This window comes from Streptomyces regalis (genome assembly GCF_001509475.1).
Taxonomy (GTDB): domain Bacteria; phylum Actinomycetota; class Actinomycetes; order Streptomycetales; family Streptomycetaceae; genus Streptomyces; species Streptomyces regalis.
This window is the reverse complement of the sequence record NZ_LLZG01000276.1, coordinates 1-18,677: the sequence shown is the minus strand read 5'-3', so window position 1 is coordinate 18,677 and position 18,677 is coordinate 1. Positions and strand designations below refer to the sequence as shown.

The 18,677-nt window shown below is 69.8% G+C and carries 20 protein-coding genes; all 20 read right to left on the bottom strand.

All coding sequences use genetic code 11. The features are described 5' to 3' along the window. Positions 1–32 precede the first annotated feature (32 nt). Positions 33–614 carry a dTDP-4-dehydrorhamnose 3,5-epimerase family protein gene (locus tag ADL12_RS25610; RefSeq protein ID WP_079052276.1) on the bottom strand — a complete coding sequence of 194 codons (582 nt, stop codon included), beginning with the start codon at positions 612–614 and terminating at the stop codon, positions 33–35. Position 615: 1 nt separating this feature from the next. Beyond that, complete coding sequence (locus tag ADL12_RS25605; RefSeq protein ID WP_062705592.1) at positions 616–1,512, bottom strand: SCO6745 family protein; 897 nt, start codon at positions 1,510–1,512, stop codon at positions 616–618. A gap of 35 nt (positions 1,513–1,547) precedes the next feature. Then, the gene (locus ADL12_RS25600) at positions 1,548–2,057 is read right to left on the bottom strand and encodes a nuclear transport factor 2 family protein (protein ID WP_062705555.1); all 510 of its coding nucleotides are present in this window, start codon (positions 2,055–2,057) and stop codon (positions 1,548–1,550) included. A 36-nt stretch (positions 2,058–2,093) separates the two neighbouring features. Further along, positions 2,094–2,687: an NADPH-dependent FMN reductase gene (locus ADL12_RS25595; RefSeq protein ID WP_062705553.1), complete on the bottom strand. Its 594-nt coding sequence runs from the start codon at positions 2,685–2,687 to the stop codon at positions 2,094–2,096. A gap of 167 nt (positions 2,688–2,854) precedes the next feature. Continuing rightward, positions 2,855–3,070 (bottom strand): acyl-CoA carboxylase epsilon subunit, encoded by a 216-nt coding sequence (locus ADL12_RS25590; protein ID WP_062705551.1) that lies wholly within the window; start codon positions 3,068–3,070, stop codon positions 2,855–2,857. Between the two features lie 14 nt (positions 3,071–3,084). Beyond that, positions 3,085–4,647 (bottom strand): acyl-CoA carboxylase subunit beta, encoded by a 1,563-nt coding sequence (locus ADL12_RS25585; protein ID WP_062705590.1) that lies wholly within the window; start codon positions 4,645–4,647, stop codon positions 3,085–3,087. Positions 4,648–4,719: 72 nt separating this feature from the next. Beyond that, positions 4,720–4,878, bottom strand: a complete 159-nt coding sequence (locus ADL12_RS54250) for a hypothetical protein (protein ID WP_159053302.1) — start codon at positions 4,876–4,878, stop codon at positions 4,720–4,722. A gap of 23 nt (positions 4,879–4,901) precedes the next feature. After that, positions 4,902–5,771, bottom strand: a complete 870-nt coding sequence (locus tag ADL12_RS25580; RefSeq protein ID WP_063806735.1) for a 4'-phosphopantetheinyl transferase family protein — start codon at positions 5,769–5,771, stop codon at positions 4,902–4,904. Beyond that, a complete protein-coding gene (locus ADL12_RS25575) occupies positions 5,768–6,154 on the bottom strand; it encodes an acyl carrier protein (RefSeq protein ID WP_062705549.1) in 387 nt (128 codons plus the stop codon). The genes ADL12_RS25580 and ADL12_RS25575 overlap by 4 nt, the downstream gene beginning before the upstream one ends. 81 nt (positions 6,155–6,235) lie before the next feature. Continuing rightward, entirely contained in the window at positions 6,236–6,820 is a 585-nt protein-coding gene (locus tag ADL12_RS25570) for an NADPH-dependent FMN reductase (protein ID WP_062705547.1), read from the bottom strand. Continuing rightward, positions 6,810–8,255, bottom strand: a complete 1,446-nt coding sequence (locus ADL12_RS25565) for an MFS transporter (protein WP_062705545.1) — start codon at positions 8,253–8,255, stop codon at positions 6,810–6,812. The genes ADL12_RS25570 and ADL12_RS25565 overlap by 11 nt, the downstream gene beginning before the upstream one ends. 138 nt (positions 8,256–8,393) lie before the next feature. Then, positions 8,394–10,730: an SDR family oxidoreductase gene (locus ADL12_RS25560; protein ID WP_062705543.1), complete on the bottom strand. Its 2,337-nt coding sequence runs from the start codon at positions 10,728–10,730 to the stop codon at positions 8,394–8,396. A gap of 2 nt (positions 10,731–10,732) precedes the next feature. Beyond that, the gene (locus tag ADL12_RS25555; RefSeq protein ID WP_062705541.1) at positions 10,733–11,677 is read right to left on the bottom strand and encodes an aromatase/cyclase; all 945 of its coding nucleotides are present in this window, start codon (positions 11,675–11,677) and stop codon (positions 10,733–10,735) included. A 73-nt stretch (positions 11,678–11,750) separates the two neighbouring features. After that, on the bottom strand, positions 11,751–12,536 hold the full coding sequence (gene fabG, locus ADL12_RS25550) for a 3-oxoacyl-ACP reductase FabG (RefSeq protein WP_062705539.1): 786 nt from the start codon (positions 12,534–12,536) through the stop codon (positions 11,751–11,753). 123 nt (positions 12,537–12,659) lie between these two features. Then, positions 12,660–12,929 carry an acyl carrier protein gene (locus ADL12_RS25545; protein WP_062705537.1) on the bottom strand — a complete coding sequence of 90 codons (270 nt, stop codon included), beginning with the start codon at positions 12,927–12,929 and terminating at the stop codon, positions 12,660–12,662. 99 nt (positions 12,930–13,028) lie between these two features. Continuing rightward, entirely contained in the window at positions 13,029–14,246 is a 1,218-nt protein-coding gene (locus ADL12_RS25540; RefSeq protein ID WP_062705535.1) for a ketosynthase chain-length factor, read from the bottom strand. Continuing rightward, positions 14,243–15,511, bottom strand: a complete 1,269-nt coding sequence (locus tag ADL12_RS25535) for a beta-ketoacyl-[acyl-carrier-protein] synthase family protein (RefSeq protein WP_062705533.1) — start codon at positions 15,509–15,511, stop codon at positions 14,243–14,245. The genes ADL12_RS25540 and ADL12_RS25535 overlap by 4 nt, the downstream gene beginning before the upstream one ends. A 37-nt stretch (positions 15,512–15,548) precedes the next feature. Next, positions 15,549–15,878: a TcmI family type II polyketide cyclase gene (locus tag ADL12_RS25530; protein WP_062705531.1), complete on the bottom strand. Its 330-nt coding sequence runs from the start codon at positions 15,876–15,878 to the stop codon at positions 15,549–15,551. 38 nt (positions 15,879–15,916) lie between these two features. Then, complete coding sequence (locus tag ADL12_RS25525; protein ID WP_062705529.1) at positions 15,917–16,576, bottom strand: TetR/AcrR family transcriptional regulator; 660 nt, start codon at positions 16,574–16,576, stop codon at positions 15,917–15,919. A gap of 65 nt (positions 16,577–16,641) precedes the next feature. After that, positions 16,642–18,117: an FAD-dependent monooxygenase gene (locus ADL12_RS25520; RefSeq protein ID WP_062705588.1), complete on the bottom strand. Its 1,476-nt coding sequence runs from the start codon at positions 18,115–18,117 to the stop codon at positions 16,642–16,644. Positions 18,118–18,677 lie beyond the last annotated feature (560 nt).

Below are 18,677 nucleotides of genomic sequence, written 5' to 3'. Positions count from 1 at the left end.
GACGCGGTGTCCGGCGTCCGGTGCGTCCGGGCCTATGCCTGGAGCTCCCCTGACCACGGGGTGAGGAGCCCGGCCCTCAGCGCCTCGGCAGCGGTCGGCGCGGAGGCGTCCTTGTCGGACATCAGCGGCGGCTCCGTGAACCCCCAGGGCAGTTCGAGTTCGGGGTCGAGCGGATTGATGTCGACCTGGGTGCCAGGGACGTGCGCGGTGGAGAGGACGTAACAGATACAGGCGTCGTCGGTGAGGGTGAGGAAACCGTGCCCGACGCCTTCGGGCACGAATACCGACACGCCGGCCTCGGCGTCCAGGACGTTGCTGACGTGTCTGCCATAGGTCGGGGAACCGATGCGCAAGTCGACGAGAACGTCTTTGAGAACCCCCCGCACACTTGAGACGATCTTCGCCTGACCGGGGGGACTGGTCACACTGTGAATTCCGCGCAGGGTATTGCGGTGCGAGACCGAGTAGTTGATCTGTTTGGGGGTGAAGGCGCGTCCGAGCTCCTTTTCCAGATCGTCCACTCGCAGCGCCTCGTAGAAAGATCCACGTGTGTCACGGATGTGCTGGGGTGCCATGAGGAACGCCCCAGGTATGTCCAGCTCGGCAATACGCACGTCAGCTCCGGAGTTCCGTCTTGTCGACCGCCCCCAGGAAAAAGCCCTCCAGCTCGGCGGGAAAGGCGCCCGATGTGCCGGCGGCGCGGACGAAGTCGGCTGTCAACGCGGTGAGTTCGGCGACCTCCTGCTCACCGAGGTGCTGATAGGGCGCGCGGTCCCTGCGGTCCGTGTCGTCCTCGAGTGCGAGGCGCATCCGGCGCCCCTCCTCGGTGAGAGAACCGTCCGCGGTCATCAGCCCGCGCTCGCGCAGCCGGTCCTCGGCCGCCGACCAGTCCTCGGCCGTCCAGCCGCGCTTGGTCATCACGACCTCGCGGGGCATGCCGTCGTCGCCGGCGCTGTGCGACACCAGGGCCTCCAGGCCATCCAGCCCCGCGGCACCGAGTGCGGCGACATGGCTGTCCCCCCGGTGCTCGCGCAACAGGGTGGCGGCATACCACAGCGCCAGATGCGGTTCCCGCGGCACGGGCTGGTCGGCATGGGCCGCGTAGAGCGGACGTCCGGGACGGATGCCCGCCTCGGCCGCGCGCAGAGCCAGTCCGGCCGCGTCCCTCATAGCTCGGGAGCTGACGGCTTCCTCGCCCAGGACCCGTCGCAGCGTGTTGTCGGCCGCCCGCAGCCTGGCGGCCAGCGCCTCCTCGGGGGAGACGCGATGCCATACGGCCGGGAGGTGCCGGGCGACCATTCCGTGCTGGAAGCTGTAGAAGGTGGCCGTGACCACACCCGGGCCGACCCGGCCGAGGGCTGCGGACCGGCCGGCCAGGTAGCGACCCATCGGGTCGTCCAGCCCTCGGCCCGACAGTTCCCTGTCGAAGTCGGGGCTGAAGTACACCGTGGAGTGAAGAATGTTCAGCAGGTGGTGGCAGTGTCTGAGGGCCTGTCCGGACAGGGGTGACATGTTCGAGGACTCCCGTTCCTGCGCTGCTGTGTCGGTCATGGCAGTTCCGCAGGGCCCACCCCTGCGGTCCACACGACCTGGAACGACCAGTTGCTGAAGCGCCAGCCGTCGTCGGTTCGCACGGCCTCACCCGCGTAGTGGCCGCCGATGGAGAACAGCGGCCCGGGATCCGTCCGCGCGGCCCGGCGCGTCTCGGGTCGGTGGACGTGGGTGGCCACCATGTGGAACCGCACGTCCGCCCGGTCGCCGTCGAGCACGATGGCGTGGTTCCCGCTGAGGTGATGGGTCGCGGTGAACTTCTGCTTCGCCTCGCGGTGGAATTCCGCCAGGCCGGCCCATCCGGTGTGCCCGCCTATCGGGTAGGTGAGCCGGCAGTCCTCGGTGAAGATCCGCCGGGGCCAGTCCGGGTCGACGTCGCTCTCGTCCTGGGTGTCCAGGAGAATGGTGTAGCGGTCGACGAGCTCCGAAATCTCGGTCCGGTCGACCAAGTTCCTCAGCTGTTCTGTGAATTCGGGTCCGGCGGTCTCGGTCACGGGTGCCGTCATGGCGTTTCCTCGCTTGCGGTCATCGGAAGCGGTACGTCAGCGCTTGTACGGGTGTGCGGCGCGGGCCGCACGCAGGGCGTTCCCCCACCACGTCAGCTGGTCGAGCAGGGACTTGGCGGCCGCTTCGCTGCCCTCCGGACTCACCGGCTCGTCGGCGGTGCCGAACTGCGTCCAGGCATTGTGGAAGCTGAGCGTGTCGCGCACGGTGGTGGCATGCACCTCGGCGAACACCTGCCGCAGGTGCTCGGCGGCGCGCAGTCCGCCGCCCACTCCCCCGTACGAGATGAGTCCGACCGGCTTGGCGGTCCACTCGTCCAGATACCAGTTGATGGTGTTGCTCAGCGACGGAGAGAAGGTGTGGTTGTACTCGGGCGTCACCACGGCGAAGGCGTCCGCCGCCGCGAGGCGGGCGCCGAGGCGCTCGCGGGTCGCGTGGACCTCGGGGGCGGGCCGCCGGCCGAAGTCCGGCATCTGCAGCGGTAGCGGGAAATCCGCCAGGTCCACCAGGTCCACGCTCACGCTCTGGTGCCGCTCGGCCTGTTGGACGAACCAGTTGGCCACCGTCGGGCCGAAACGGGCGTCACGCACACTCCCGACGAGCACGGCGAGCTTGATGGGGTTCTCAGTCATGGGAAATCTCTCTCGCAAACGCAGGGAATGGCCTGTGACGGGCTCACATCGGCCTGTCGGAGCCCGTGCACCGGGCACTGGAAACAACCCTCTTCAGCCTCACTGCGGGAGGCAATTGAGTTGACGAGGAGTTGAAGACCGTGTCCGACACTTGACATGCGTGCGGTCTAGGCGGCGGTGCGCCAGCTGCGCGGCAGGTGGTGCGCAGCGGGCCTCGCGGGGCCGGACCAGCCTGCGGCGACCCGCGGCCGCTCGACCGGTGCCTCCGCGTCGGCCGCTCCGCGCGCCAGGAGTACCGCGGTGAGCGCGGCCAGTTCCGCCGCGTCGGGGTTGCCCTTCTCGATCCGGAAGAACGCCGAGGACGGGGCGTGGGGGTCACTCATGGCTGGGCCTTTCGTCACTGTGGCGGGTTGCCGTGCTTGCGCGACGGCAGATCGGCGTGCTTGGCGCGGAGCATCTCCAGCGAGCGGATCAGCACCGAGCGGGTCTCGCTCGGGTCGATGACGTCGTCGATCAGGCCGCGCTCGGCCGCGTAATAGGGGTGCATGAGCTCGTCCTTGTACTCCGCGATGCGCTGCTGACGTACAGCCTCCGGGTTCTCCGCGGCGTTGATCTCGCGGCGGAAGACGACGTTGGCCGCGCCCTCCGCGCCCATGACCGCGATCTCGTTGGTGGGCCAGGCAAGGGCGAGGTCGGCACCGATGGAGCGGGAGTCCATCACGATGTAGGCGCCGCCGTAGGCCTTGCGCAGGACCAGGGAGATGCGCGGCACGGTGGCATTGCAGTACGCGTACAGAAGCTTGGCACCGCGCCGGATGATGCCGTCGTGCTCCTGGTCCACGCCCGGCAGGAAGCCGGGCACGTCGACCAGGGTGACCAGCGGGATGTTGAAGGCATCGCAGAACTGGACGAAGCGGGCGCCTTTCTCCGAAGCCTTGATGTCCAGGACGCCGGCCATCGAGGCGGGCTGGTTGGCGACGATGCCGACGACATGGCCGTCCAGGCGGGTCAACGCGCACACGAGGTTGGTGGCCCAGGCCGGGTGCACCTCGAAGTAGTCGCCGTCGTCGACGACTTCCTCGATGACCTTGCGGATGTCGTACGCCTGTCCCGAACCGGCCGGGACCAGGTCGAGCAGGGAGTCGTTGAGCCGGTCGGCCGGGTCGGCGGAGCGCTCGACCGGCGACAGCTCACGGTTGTTGGCGGGCAGCAGCGAGAGCAGATAGCGCACGTCCTCGATGCACTGCTCCTCGTCGTCGTACACGAAGTGCGAGACGCCCGAGGTGGCCGCGTGGACGTCCGCGCCACCAAGGCCGTTCTGGCTGATCTCCTCACCGGTGACGGCCTTCACGACGTCGGGACCGGTGATGAACATCTGCGAGGTGTCGCGGACCATGAACACGAAGTCCGTCAGAGCGGGGCTGTAGGCGGCACCGCCCGCGCAGGGGCCGAGCATGACACTGATCTGCGGGATGACGCCGGACGCCTTGGTGTTGCGCCGGAAGATACCGCCGTAGCCGGCGAGGGCCGTGACACCCTCCTGAATCCGGGCGCCCGCGCCGTCGTTGAGGCTGACGAGGGGGGCGCCGGCCGCCTCGGCCAGGTCCTGGATCTTGTGGATCTTCTGAGCGTGGGCCTCTCCGAGGGCACCTCCGAAGATCCGGAAGTCATGGGCGTAGACAAAGACCGTACGGCCGTGGACGGAGCCCCAACCGGTGATCACGCCGTCGCTGTAGGGCTTTTTGTGTTCCAGGCCGAAGCCGCTGGCACGGTGCCGGCGCAGCGGCTCCACCTCGTTGAAAGATCCCTTGTCGAGGAGCAGTTGGATCCGCTCGTGCGCGGTCAGCTTGCCCTTGGCGTGCTGGCGCTCGGTGGCGGCCTCGTCGCCACTGCGAGCCGATTCCTTGATCTCGGCGAGTTCGTCGATGCGGGTCCGGATCGTGTCGTCTGGTGCGGGCATGGTGGTGGCCACTCTCTCGTGGGTCGGTGGTCGGACGGCTACGGCCGCCAAGGCGGGTCCGGGTTCCGGGCCTCAGCCGGCGATGACCGAGGGAGTCAATGCGTCGGCGGTCAGCGCGAGTTGGCGGACGGTGCCGGTGGCGTGGACGCGGGCGTCCGGCAGGATCCGGCGGATCAGACCGTCCACGTGCTGGGTCCCCGGGCCGGGGAAGACGAAAGCGGTGCGGGTCATCCTGATCACGTCCTTGTCATCGGTCAGCAGGCGAGAGCCGTGGTGAACGGCTCGGGAGAGCGCTCACCTGGGATGTCAGGGGTGGTCGGGGGGGGATCGGCGGCGCCCTGGTCGGTGGGGTCCGCACAGGTACCGCCGCCCGCGCCGAGCCACTCCTGCGCCAGCCGACGGACGTTGACCGAGAGGGGGGCGGCCCCCCGCACCGCGACCGCGGCCGCGTGGGTGTCGTCGCAGGGAACGTCGACCACCGTCCAGCCGGACGGGTGCCGGGTGGTGTCCACGCCGAGGTAGTCCTCGGCCGGGGAGCGGCTCAGGCCGGTGCCAATGCCCTTGAGGAAGGCCTCCTTGCGGGTCCAGATCCGGCCGAAGAGCGGCCCGCGCTGCGCGTCGCCTGCGGCAGCCAGCTCGGCCTGCTCGTCCGGGTGCAGCGCCGGAGTGCACACCTCGACCGCCTCTGGGCGCGGCAGCCGCTCCACGTCGACGCCGAGCGGCACCGCCGCCACGCCCACCAGGGCGACCCCGCTGCTGTGCGAGAGGGAGAAGTGCAGCGGCGCGGCCGCCACTGCGGGGCGGCCGTGTGCCCCGCCGCAGCCGGGGCACGGCTCGCGGACGAACCGTACGTCCTGCGGCGCGATACCGGTGTAGCGGCCGAGCAGCCGACGCAACGCAACGTGGGCGGCCGCGTAGAGCAGTCCGTCGGCCGGGCGGATGAACGAGGCGGCTCTGCGCCGCTCGCCCTCGTCGAGTTCCGAGCAGTCCAGCCCGGCGGCGCGCTCCTCGGGAGGGCGCACCAGCCACAGGTCGAGCCGGCCCAGGGCGACGGTGTACTCCCCCGCGAGGCTGCCGGACGGGTCCGCTACGGGGTGGGTGCCCTGCGCGATGGTGCTCGTCATGCCGAGTCCGCCGGGACGTGCCGGTGCGCGGCCTCCTCGCGTGGTCCGAGCTGCCCGGCCAGGCAGTCGACCAGCTCGGCCGCGCTGTTGGCGAGCAGCAGCATCTGCAGATTCAGCTCGACGTGCAACGCCGCCTCCATGCGGTGCTGCAGTTCGAGCCCTGCTATGGACCCGATGCCCAGGCTGCTCATCGGGCGCCCCGTGGTGTCCACCAGGTGCGGGGCGATGCCAAGGACCCAGCCGAGCTCCTGGCGTACGTAGCCGTCGAGCATCCGAGTGCGCTCGGCGCGGCCGGCCGTGGCCAGGGCGGCCCGGTCGGGCACGGTCACCTGGCCTGCGGCCGTGCAGGGGCGGGCAGCCCGCACCGTACGGTTCGCTGTCATGGTCTTTCCCAAGTCCGGGGGCCGGAGACGCGCGGCACGTGTCACCCACATCTCCGGCCCGGTGTCCTGTCAGATCCGCCGTCAGGCCTGGTACGGGCGCTTGGTGCGGCCCTCCCGCAGCACCGTGCCCCACCAGGCGAGTTGGTCGAGCAGCACCTTGGCGGCGCCGGCCGGGCCCGTCTCGTCCACCGGGTTGCCGTCCTCGCCGAACCGCTCCCACGCGGTGTGGAAACTGACGACGTCGCGGACGGTGACCGCGTGCATCTCGGCGTAGACGGGTCGCAGCTGCTCCACCGCACGCAGGCCGCCGGACAGGCCGCCGTAGGAGACGAAACCGACCGGCTTGGCGCGCCACTGGGTGTAGTGCCAGTCGATGAGGTGCTTGAGCGAGGCCGGGAAGCTGCGGTTGTACTCCGGCGTCACCACCACGAACGCGTCGGCCTCCGCCAAGCGGGGCGACACCTTGGACAGCGCTTCGGCGACCTCCGGCGACGGGTTGTGCGAGAGGGCGGCCGGCAGCTCGTGGTCCGCCAGGTCGATGACATCGACCGTCAGGTCCCCGCGTTCCCTGGCTTGCCCGGCGAACCACTCGCCGACCACGGGACCGAACCGGCCTTCGCGCATGCTGCTGACGATGACCGCGAGCCGCAGAGGCTCATTCGACATGGGGTTTCCTTTCATCCGGGGTGGTGGGGGCGCCTGGTTGCGCCGCCTTTCGCGGTACGAGCCCGAAGAGGGCGACGGCCAGGCCGAACAGGCCGACGGTCGTGATCAGCCGGAGCACCGCTCCGGTGCCCACCGGGTAAAGGGCGGCACAGAGCGCGGTCATGAGAGCCGCCCCCAGCTGGACGGCGGTCTGGTACAGCCCTCCGGCCGCCTCCTGCCGGCCGTCCGGTACCGCGCCGGTGGCCTGTACGTGGAAGGCGGTGAAGGCGAGGACGAACGCGGCGCCGACGAGCAGCATGGTGGGCAGGACGTCGGTGGTGTAGTGCACGGCGGCCGAGCCGCCGCGTGGGTACAGCAGATAGCCGAGCGGTGCGGCCAGGGCGCCCGCCGCAATCAGCCGGGCGGCGCCGAACCGGGCCACGATCCGGCCCGACCAGAGTGCCGTGAGGGCGAGCGGCGCGGCGGCCGGGAGGAAGGCGAGGCCGGTCTCCAAGGGGCTCCATCCGGCCCTTTGCTGGAGGTGCAGGGTGCCGACCAGAAGTAGTCCCAGATACGAGCCGTTGAGCGCGCCGGCGCCCAGTGCGGAGCGCATCAGCGCCCCGTGGGCGAACAGCTCCAGGCGCAACAGGGGCTGCTCCACGGTGAGTTCGACGCGGAGGAAGAGGGCCGTGAGCAACGCGGCGAGCACGAAGGCACCGATGGTGCGCGGATGGTCCCAGTCGCCGCCCGGCCCGGAGGCGATCGTGTACACCAGCGCCAGCATCGCGCCGGTGAGGCTGAGGGCGCCCGCGACGTCGTAGCGCCGTGGGATACCGGGGTCGGGTCGGTCGCGTGGGATCAGCCGGAGTCCGGCGACAAAGAGCACCAGGGCCACCGGGGCCGGAGCGGCGAAGGTCCAGCGCCAGCTCACCTCGGTCAGCGCTCCGGACAGAAGCAGTCCCGCGGAGAACCCACTGGCGCCGAACAGCGAGTAGACGGACAGTGCGCGACTGCGTGCCGGCCCTTCGGGGAACGTGGACGCGATGATGGCGAGCCCGGTGGGTGCGGTGAGCGCCGCGCAGAATCCCTTGACGAAACGGGTGGCGACGAGCAGGGCCGCACTGTCGGCGAGCGCGCCCACGAGGGACGCGGCGGAGAACACGAGCAGCGCCGCCAGATAGACGGGTCTGCGGCCCAGGAGCTTCACCGCGCGGCCGCCGAAGAGCAGCAGACCGCCGAATCCGACGGCGAACCCGGAGACCACCCAGTGCAGTTGGGATGCCGCGAGGTCCAGATCGGCGCCGATGGCAGGCAGTGCCACCAGGGCCACGGACACTTCAAGGGCGTCGATGAGCATATTGCCGGCGAGCACGAGCAGCAGCCCCCAGAGGGCGGGGCTCCAGGGCACATTGGCCGGGGCCGACCCCGTGCCGCGGGGCGTCGTCGAAGGCGTCATGGTCCCGTCTCGGCGTAGGGGTTGGGTGGAGGGAGAGCTGAGGAGCGAGTGGGGTGGCCGGCCGCGGGCGGCGACGTCCGCGGCCGGCTGATCGGCGCTGCCGGGGGTGGTGCACGCCGACCGTCCGGAGCGGGCCGTTCAGCCGAGCAGCGTGCCGCCCGTGGCGTCGACGAAGGAGCCGGTGATCCAGCGAGCCTCGTCGGTGGCGAGGAAGGCCACCACATCGGCGACGTCCTCCGGCTCTCCGACTCGGTTGAAGGCGGACAGCCGTGCCATCTGCTCCACCGCCTCGGGGATGTCGAAGACAGGGTTGCCGTTGCGGGTGATGCCGGGGGCCACGGAGTTGATGGTGATGTTCCGCGGGCCGAGGTACTTCGCGAAGTGCAGTGCGAGCTGGTCGACGGCGCCCTTGGTCATGGCGTACGCGATCTCGTCCGGGTTCGCGAACCGGGTGAGCCCAGAGGTGATGTTGATGATGCGGCCGCCGTCGGGCATGTTCTTCAGCGCGCGCTGGATGAGGAAGAACGGCGCCTTGGCGTTGACCGCGAAGAGCTCGTCGAACTTCTCCGGGGTGGTGTCCTCGGGCTTGACGCCGCCCATTACACCGGCGTTGTTGACCAGAATGTCCAGGTCGGTGGAGCCGGTGCGCTCCCGCAGGCCGCTCTCCAGGCCGAGGAAGAGTTCGTGTACATCGCCCGGGACGCCGAGTTCGGCACGGACGGTGAAGGCTCGGCCGCCGTCGTTCTCGATCTCGGTGACGACCTCGTCGGCCGCGTCCTTGCGGGCGGTGTAGTGGACGGCGACGAGCGCGCCCTCCCGTGCGAGGCGTATGGCGGCCGACCGGCCCATGCCCCGGCTGGAGCCCGTGACCAGCGCGGTCCTGCCCGTGAGCCTGTTCATGTCTGTTCTCCACTTCTTCGCCGTCGCTGTGGCCGACGAGTTGTTGTTCACCCTTGCTGTGGCCGGCACCGGCGTCGCCGGGCTGGGGCGGGACGTCGCGGGCGGCGCGCCGAACCAGCGCTTCAGCGCCTGCTTCAGGTCCGTGTCCGGGGTGTCGGCCCAGACGATGTATCCGTCCGGGCGCACCAGGAGGGCGCCGGTGAGCGGTGCCTCGGCGCCGGAGTACGAGTCGGCGGTCACCGTGCCCACCAGCCCGGCCCAGGGTGCGGCGGCCGCGCGCAGCTCCTCGCGCCGGGCTTCGTCACCCGGCAGCAGGAGCAGGACGCCGCGCCCGGAGCGCAGCGTCGCCGTGCTGGTGACGGCTCCCTCATCGGTGGTGAGCTGCCAGTGCGGCAACCGGCGACCGAGCAAGGGGTGTTCGCCCGGCCCCACCTCGTAGCGGATGTCGAGGCCGGAGATCACTCCGGCCAGATGGGTCCGTACGTTCTCGCTTTCACGGGCCACTTCGGCGAAGACCTGCCGGACCGGCTCGACGGCGGCCGGGCCGAGCAGCAGCAGCGCCTGGGTCCTGATGTTGCTGAGGATCTCCCGGCCGACGGCGTGCCGTTCGCTGTGGTAGCTGTCCAGCAGGCCGTCCGGGCCCCGCCCGGCCACCTGCGCGGCCAGCTTCCAGCCAAGGTTGACGGCGTCCTGCAGACCGAGGTTGAGGGCCTGGCCGCCGATCGGCATCTGCTGGTGGGCCGCGTCTCCGGCAAGGAAGAGCCGGTAGTCACGGTAGCGGTCCGCCTGCCGGGAGGCGTCACCGAAGGAGTTCACCCACAGCGGGGTGCCACCGCTGATGTCCTCCCCGGTGACGCGCTTCCAGGTGTCGACGATGTCCGCGAACCGGGGCTGCTCCGCTCGGGGTCGGGCTCCGAACTCGTGCACCATCACCCGGGTCACTCCGTCGGGGCGCCGGGCGGCGATGGCGAGTCCGCCGTCGAGCCGCTCGAAGCGGCGGTTCGGGATGTCGATGCCCGCCACGTCGGCGCGCATGAGTTCGCGTTCCGCGTCGGCGCCGGGGAAACCGAAGCCTCCCAGGCGGCGCACGACGCTGTTCTCGCCGTCACAGCCGATGACGCACTTGGCGCGCAAGAACGCCGTTGCCCCCTCCGCGGTGCGCACTTCGGCCTCGGCGTAGTCCCCGGTCACGGTCAGGCCGGTCACTTCGTGACCGCGCCTGATGTCCGCGCCCAGGTCGTTCGCCCACTGTCCGAGCAGCTCCTCGATGCGGGTCTGCGGGACCTTCCACTGGCCCGGGTAGGGGCTGGGAAGTGTGAGGTCGAGCGGAGTTCCCCCGAAGTGGCCCATCGGCTCGTTCGGTATGTCGCCGAGCGGCGTGAGCAGGCCACGGCTGTCGAGGATCTCCATGGTGCGGGCGTGCAGCGTGGAGGCCCGCGACTCGGTGGTCGGCGCGGTGAGCTGCTCGAGGACCACCACGTCCGCGCCGGCGAGCCGGAGCTCACCCGCGAGGAACAGCCCGACCGGGCCCGCGCCGACCACGACCACCTGGGTGTCGGTGTAGTCCCCGGTCATGGTCAGGCCCGCGCTTCCGCGTAGTCCTTGGCGTGGCCCAGGGTGGCGCGGCTGTTGGTGGACAGGGCGTTCCTGACGTACTCCTTGGCGTGCTCCACGGTCGCGTCCGGGCCGAGGATCCTGGCGATGTTGGCGGTGTTGATGGTGACCGTGTGCTGGGAGGAAGCAGCGACGCCCGCGTCGTTCTCGGCGAATGTCCAGTAGCCGGTGTGCAGCGTCATCAGCGCCGGCAGGGTCACCTGCTTGTAGGCGATCTTCTCGTGCGGGAAGGTCACTCGGTACGACTTGGTGGTGTGTACCGAGCCATCCTTGGCGCGGGTGTCCATCTCCAGCTCCTGCAGGCCCGGGGTGGACTCCTCGAAGCGGACGGTGGACACGTGCGGCAGACGGTCGGGCCAGGCCTGCGCCTCGTTGATGAAGTCGAAGACGTCCTTGGCCGAGCCGTTGACCTGGACCGTGTCCTCGAACGAGAACGTCAGGTCCTCGGCGGCGTGCGCGGCCTCGACGTTGTTCTTCAGCGCGGCCAGCTCGGAGCGGGAGTTGCGGTCGACGGCCTCGTCGATCCACTCCAGGCTCTTCGGATCGTCGTCGATGGCCCGGTAGTCGTGCAGGAGCCGGACCCGGGACTCGCCCCCGGAGACGGGCTCGATGATCCATGTGCCGCCCATGGCGGCGACCGGGGGTGCGGAGACCTCCTGGCGGAAGGTGATCCGCAGCTGCTCCGGGTCCAGGGTGCGGCGCGAAGTCCAGTTCTTGGCCTCGCCGTTGGCGGTGGCCCAGATGCGGATGCGCTCGGCGCCCTCGCCCTGCGCCTCGCGTTCGACGTAGATGGTCGGCGGGAAGATCCGCGGCCAGTTCCGCACCTCGGCGATCAGCCGGTACACGGCGGCGGCCGGAGCAGAGACCGTGATCTCGTGCTCCACCTCACGCAGGCCGGGCTGGGACATGCTGTTGCTCCTCGGTTTCGGGGATCGGGTTCGGGTGGGCCGGACGGGGCGTACGTGTTCGGCCCTGTTCGGCTCAGAAGTTGCCGAGGCCACCGCAGACGTTGAGGGCCTGCGAGGTGATGGAGGCGGCGGTGTCGGATGCGAGATAGCCGACGAGACCCGCCACTTCCTCGGGGGTCGAGTAGCGGCCGAGCGGAATCTTCGACTGGAACTTCTCGAGGATCGCCTCCTCGGTGGCGTCGTACGCGGCTGCGTAGCCCTGGCGGACCCGTTGCGCCATGGGCGTCTCGACATAGCCGGGGCATACGGCGTTCACGGTGATGCCGGTCGGGGCCAGTTCGTTGCCGAGGGCCTTGGTGAAGCCGACGACGCCGTGCTTGGAGGCCGAGTAGGGGGCGCCGAGGACGACACCCTGCTTGCCGGCGGTGGAGGCGATGTTGATGATGCGGCCGCGGTCCTTGGCGCGCAGTCCGCCGGTGGTGAGCACCTCGCGGGTCAACCGGAAGACACTGTTGAGGTTGGTGTCGATGACGTCGTCCCACAGCCCGTCGGTGATGTCGGCGGTGACCCCGCCACCGCTGCGTCCGGCGTTGTTGACCAGCACGTCGACGGTGCCGAAGCGGTCGAGCGCGGCCTGCACGAAGGCGCGGGCGTCGTCCGTGGAGCGGACGTCGAGGGTGGTGCCGTCAACGTCGAGTCCCTCGTCCCGGAGCTGCTTGACGGTCTCGGCGACGTTGTCGGCACTGCGCGCGCCGATGAACACCCGGTGGTTCTGGCGGGCCAGAAGCCGAGCGACGGCGAGCCCGATTCCGCTGGTGCCACCCGTGACGAGGGCGACCCTCTTGTCCTGCTGCGACATGTGTCTGTTCTCCATAGGCAAAAAGAGGCTTGGCATACGCGCCCGCCGCGCCGAAGCCCGGCGCGGCGGGGCGTGACGACGGGTTCGTACAGCGCCTGCGGGCAGGCCCGCAGGCCCTGTACGTCAGGGGGCGACGAGCTCCTTGAGATAGCCGTTGATCGCTGCCACCAGGGCCCGCGGCGTGCGGTGGTCGGTGAAGATGTCGTCGTCGAGCGATATGCCGTACTCGCGCTCTATTCGGCCACCGGTCTCCAGAAGGGCGAGGGACTCGTAGCCCAACTCCTCGAAGTCGGTGTCGAGGATGTCGCCGCCGAGGTCGATCCCCTCGCCGGCGCCGGCGCCCTCAAGCAGAATGCGCGTGAGGTCCGTGATGGTGAATTCCTGCTCGGACATGTGGGTCCCTTTCTCGATTTCCGCACCGGCTGCGTGGGTGCGGAGCGGTGAGGTACCCGCCGCCCGGGAAGTGGCTGGGCGGCGGGGACGGACGACGGGTCAGCCGGTGGCGCGGACGACGACGGCGGAGTTGAAGCCACCGACGCCGCGGGCGAGCACCAGGGCGGTGCGCACCGACGCGGTCCGCGGCTGGCCCGTCACCAGGTCGAGGTCGTACTCGGGCGACAACTCGACATTGGTGGTGGGCGGGATCAGGCCCTCGCGGATGGCCAGGACCGCGGAGACCACGTCGACCGGCGCGGCGCCGGAATAGAGGCGGCCGATCATCGTCTTGGGCGCGGTGACCGGGACCCCGGACGGCCCGAACACCGCAGTGATCGCGTCGGCCTCCTGGCGGTCCAGGTCCGGGGAGCCGGCGGCGTCGGCGAAGACCACGTCGACTTCACCGGCCTCCACTCCCGCGTCGGCGAGCGCCACCGCGATGGCGCGGCGCAGCCCCGGCTCACGGCCGCTGCCGGGCTTCGGGTCGAAGGTCGCGCCATAGCCGGCGACCTCCCCGTAGATGTTCTCGGCGCCCCGCTCGCGGGCGGTCCGGATGTCCTCGAGGATGAGCAGCGCACCGCCCTCGCCGGGCACATAGCCGTTCGCGGCCGCGTCGAAGGGCAGATAGGCGCGGTCGGGCTCGTCGCTGGTGGAGAGCCGGCCGCCGGCGACCTGGGCGACCCAGCCCCAGGGACAGATCGAGGCGTCGAAGCCGCCGGAGAAGATCAGCTTGCTGCCCTTGCGGATCTGACGCCGCGCCTGGGCAATGGCGTCGAGGCCGCCCGCGTGGTCGCTGACGACCACGCCACTAGGGCCCTTCATACCGTTGCGGATGGAGATCTGGCCGCTGTTGACGGCGTAGAACCAGGCGAAGGACTGGTACGCGCTGACGTACTGGCTGCCCTGGCTCCACAGCTTCTTGAGCTCGTTCTGGCCGAACTCGAAACCGCCCGAGGTGGATGCGGTGACGACGCCCATGTCGAACTCCGGGATGTTGCCGGGCTCGACACCCGCGTCCTCGAAGGCGCAGTCGGCGGCGACCAGGGCGAGCTGGGTCATCCGGTCTGTCTGCGGGATCAGCCGGCTGGGCAGGTGTTCCGAGACCTCGAAGCCACGGACTTCGCCGGCCAGCCGCGCGGGGTAGGACGACGCGTCGAAGCGGGTGACCCGGCCGATGGCGTTCTTGCCGACCCTGGTGGCGGCCCAGAACTCGTCCACGCCGAGCCCGTTGGCCGTCGCGACGCCGATACCGGTGATGACGGTCTTGACACTCATGCCACGCTCCTCTCGGGTCGGGCCAGCACCATCGCGCTCTGGAATCCGCCGAATCCGCTGCCGACCGTCAGGACCGCGTCGGTACGCTGCTCACGCGCGGTGAGCGGCACGTAGTCCAGATCGCACTCCGGGTCCGGGGTGTGCAGGTTCGCGGTGGGCGGCACCATGTCGTGCTCCATCGCGAGTACGGACGCGGCGATCTCGATCGAGCCGATGGCGCCGAGCGAGTGGCCCACCATCGACTTGATGGAACTCACCGGGGTGCGGTACGCGTGGTCGCCGAGGCTGAGCTTGAACGCGGCGGTCTCGTGCCGGTCGTTCTGCTTGGTGCCGGAGCCGTGCGCGTTGATGTAGTCGATCTGATCACCGTTCATCCGGGCCTCGCCGAGGGCGACGTTGATGGCCTCGGACATCTCGCGACCGTCGGGGCGCAGACCTGTCATGTGAAAGGCGTTGCAGCGCGAGGCGTAGCCGGCGATCTCGGCGTAGATGTGCGCCCCGCGCCGCTGCGCGCTCGCCAGCTCTTCGAGGACAAAGACGGCGCTGCCCTCGCCGAGCACGAAGCCGTTGCGGGTGCCGTCGAAGGGCCGGGAGGCGTGCTCGGGATCGTCGTTGCGCGGCGTGGTGGCCTTGATCGCGTCGAAGCACGCCATGGTGATCGGCGAGATCGGGGCGTCCGTCGCGCCGGCGATCATCACGTCGGCGGTGCCCTCGCGAATCAGCTCGACGGCGTGGCCGACCGAGTCGAGACCGGAGGTGCAGCCGGTGGAGACCACCGTGGCCGGGCCTTCGGCACCGACCGCCCAGGCCACCTCGGCCGAGAAGGAGCTGGGCACGAAGTAGTTGTACAGGTGCTGCGGCGCGTAGGTGTGGTCGACCAGGTCAAGTGCGCCCCCGTCACTGACCACGCGGTACTCGTCGTCGAGCCCGGTGGTCGCGCCAACCGCGCTACCGATGGTGACACCGGTGCGGTGCGGGTCGAAGCCGGCGAGTTCGAGCCCGCTGTCGGCAAGGGCCTCACGGGCGGTGACCACCGCGAACTGGGCGGCGCGGTCCATGCGACGGATCTCCTGCGGAGTCAGCCCGTGCAGGTGGGGGTCGAAGTCGGCCTCGGCCGCGACTCTGGAACGGAAGGAGGAGGGGTCGAAGAAGGTGATCCTCCGGGTCGCCGTGCGTCCTTCGCTCAGCAGACTCCAGAAGCTCTTGGCGCCGATACCGCCCGGCGCGAGCACTCCCACTCCCGTGATTACTACCCGGCGGCCCATGAGCGGTGACCTCCCATCGTGTCGGCGGAAGACGGCTTCACTGAGCGGCCGTCCAGTTGTAGAAGCGGGTGGCCATGGCGTCGGCGGGCGACCGCCAGGTCGCGGGGTCGTACGCCGCGATGAACGGCTTGAGGTCCTGGCTGATCTGCACGAACCGCGGGTCCGTCTTGGCCTCCTCGATCAGCTCGCCGCCGTTCTCGCCGTCGAAGTCCTGCAGGTGGAAGTACAGGCCGTTGTACGAGAACAACTGGCGGCGTCGGGTGCCCATGCGATGCGGCATCTCGGTCCGGTCGAACTCGCTGAAGAGCTTGGCCACTTCGGCGCTGGACTCCACGTCCATCCGGGCCACGATCAGGGTGCTGTGCATGTCTTCTCTCTTTTCCGTGACGAGGTGCTCTTCGTGGGTCAGCGGACCGGCCTCGGGCTGAACAGCCGGACGAAGTCCGCCACCCCAGCGGCGATCAGTGCGTCGGTCTCGAAGTCCGCGAGCGGCAGGGCGCCGTGGAACGAGCGCCGAACGAGGTCGGCGGCGACCAACTGGATGAAGCACCCGGCAGCGTGGTCGGCGTCGACGATGTCGAGCAGGCCCGCATCGGCGAGGCGCTGCAGCCTGCGGGCCAGCTCGCGCTGGGCCTGCCGGGGGCCGGCTGTCTGCCACATCTCCAGGAAATCGGCGGGCAGCCGGGGGGCCTCGGCGCTGACGTGCCGGACGATCGCGAAGTGCTCGGGGAAGGTCTCCAGCGGAGTCACCCAGGCACGGCCCAGGTCGGTGAGTTGCTGCTCGAGGTCGGTGACGTCGACGAGGTGGCTCTCGGCGACCACCGTGAGCGCTGCGGCGACCGAGGCGGAGCTCTCCAGCAGGACGGAGAGCAGCAGTTGCTCCTTGTCCCTGAAGTAGTGCTCGACGGCCGCCTGTTCGCGGCCCGCCTCGGCGGCAACGGCCTCGAGGGTGGTGTGGGTCCAGCCCTCTCGGGCGAAGACGACGCGGGCCGCTCGTACGACGTCCCGGCGCTGCTCCGCCGGGCCTGCCTGGACGCGCTCGACGGTTGCCTGCGGCGTGGCCATTCGGTGCTCCTCCAAGTGATGTGCTGGTCCAAGGACTGGGTGCGCGTCGGCGGGCTGCGGGGCGCTCAGCCGGCCAGGGGCTTGCCGAACCAGCGCTCCAGCGCCATCGGCAGGTCGTGATGGGAGCCGGGTGCGGCCCAGGCCACGTGGCCGTCGGGGCGAATCAGGACGGCTGTGGTGCCGTCGAGCCCGCTGGCCGCGGAGACCGCGCCCGGTTCGGCGGTGACGATGTCGACCCTGTCGGACCAGTCGGCGGCGCGGGCGCGCAGGCGCGGATTGTCGGTGAGGTCGAGCAGCACGCCGCGGGCGGAGTTCAGCAGTGCGGTGCTGGACGTGGCACGCTTGGCGGTCGTCAGCCCCACGTGCGGCATGCGCCTGCCGAGCAGCGGGTGCTCACCGGCGCCGATGTCGTAGCGGATTTCCAGGCCGCTGACCATGGCGGCGAGGTGCTTGGCAACCTCGTCGTACTCGATGAGCTCGGTCAGTACGTCACGCAACGGCTGCACCTCGGGGCCGCTCAGGAACAGCAGGCCCTGGGCCTGGGTGTTCATCAGGAGCCGCTTGCCGACCGCGTGCCGCTCACAGTGATAGGTGTCGAGCAGGTCCTGCGTGGCCGTGCCGTTGACGACGGCGGCGAGCTTCCAGCCGAGGTTCACCGCGTCCTGGATGCTGGTGTTCATCCCCTGGCCGCCCGCCGGCAGGTGGATGTGAGCCGAGTCGCCGGCCAGAATGACGCGGCCACGTTGGTACTCGGTGACCTGGCGGGTGGCGTCGCCGAAGGAACTGACCCAGACCGGCTCCGCATGCGATATGTCGTCGCCGGTCAGCCGCTTCCAGGCGTCGGCAACCTCGTGCCAGGTCGGCGGGGCCTCCCGACGCTGCGGCGGGGTTCCGCGCTCGCAGACGATGATGCGGGTGATTCCGCCGGGCAGCGGGCCGACCATGACCATGCCGCCCGGCAGCGTCTCGCCGATCATACGCGGCTGCAGTTCGACACCCTTGATGTCGGCGAGGAACATTTCCATCGTCGCGGCCGTGCCCGGGAAGTCGAAGCCGGCGGCCTTGCGCACCAGGCTGCGGCCACCGTCGCAGCCCACCAGGTAGTCGGCGCGGAGCGTCTGTTCACCCTTGGGGCCACGAACCTCGACGGTGACGCCGGCTCCGTCGTCGGTCAGCGAGAGGACCTCGTGGCCGCGGCGGATGTCGGCGCCCAGGCTGGTGGCCCACTCCTCCAGGTGCGTCTCGGTCACGGACTGCGGAACGGTCTTGGCGGCCTGCCACGCACCTTCCAGAACGCCGAAGTCGATCGGCAGCCCACCGAAGTGCCCCTGGTTGCTGGTCTCGATCTCGCCGAATCGCGACAGGATGCCCCGCTGGTCGAAGACCTCCATGGTGCGCGCGGTGAAACCCAGGCCACGGGATTCCCCGGTGCGCTCCTCCAGACGCTCCAGGACGATGACATCGACTCCCGCGAGCCGCAGTTCACCGGTCAGCATCATTCCGGCGGGACCTGCGCCCACGACAATTACTGCGGCGTCCATGTACCTCTCCTCGGCCATCTCAGAGGTTCCGTCAAAGGGTTGGAGCATGTAATGAGCCTCTTCGCCCGGGAATAGAACTTCAAGGGTTCACTGTTCAGGTTTCCGCAATGTTCCGCCGGACAGTTACATGACGGAAAAGAGCACGTGCGAAGAGCGTCAGAGAATTGCAAACTCTGCACCGGACACGGCCGGGAAGACATGGCAGAGATTCCCTGTACCGTGCTTCTGCGGTTTCCCCGTCACTACAGAGAACCAAGAGGTCTCCAAGGCATTCTCGTCTCAGTTCCGGGAAGCCTTGAGATCGTCAAATACCTCACCCTCACGCATGGCGACTCCGCTGATTCCGAAATCAGCCACGGCACACGAAAAAGTAGACTGGCCGGCAATACTGAAGTGGGAATCGAGTGCAATGGCTTGCCGGGCCGGGAGGGAATCGTCGGCGGGTACGGCCGTACGACAGGCTCAGTCCTTGATTTCGCAGATGGGTGCGCCGGAGGTGAGGGAGGCGCCGACCTCGGCGGACAGGCCCTTGACGGTGCCGGACTTGTGCGCGTTGAGGG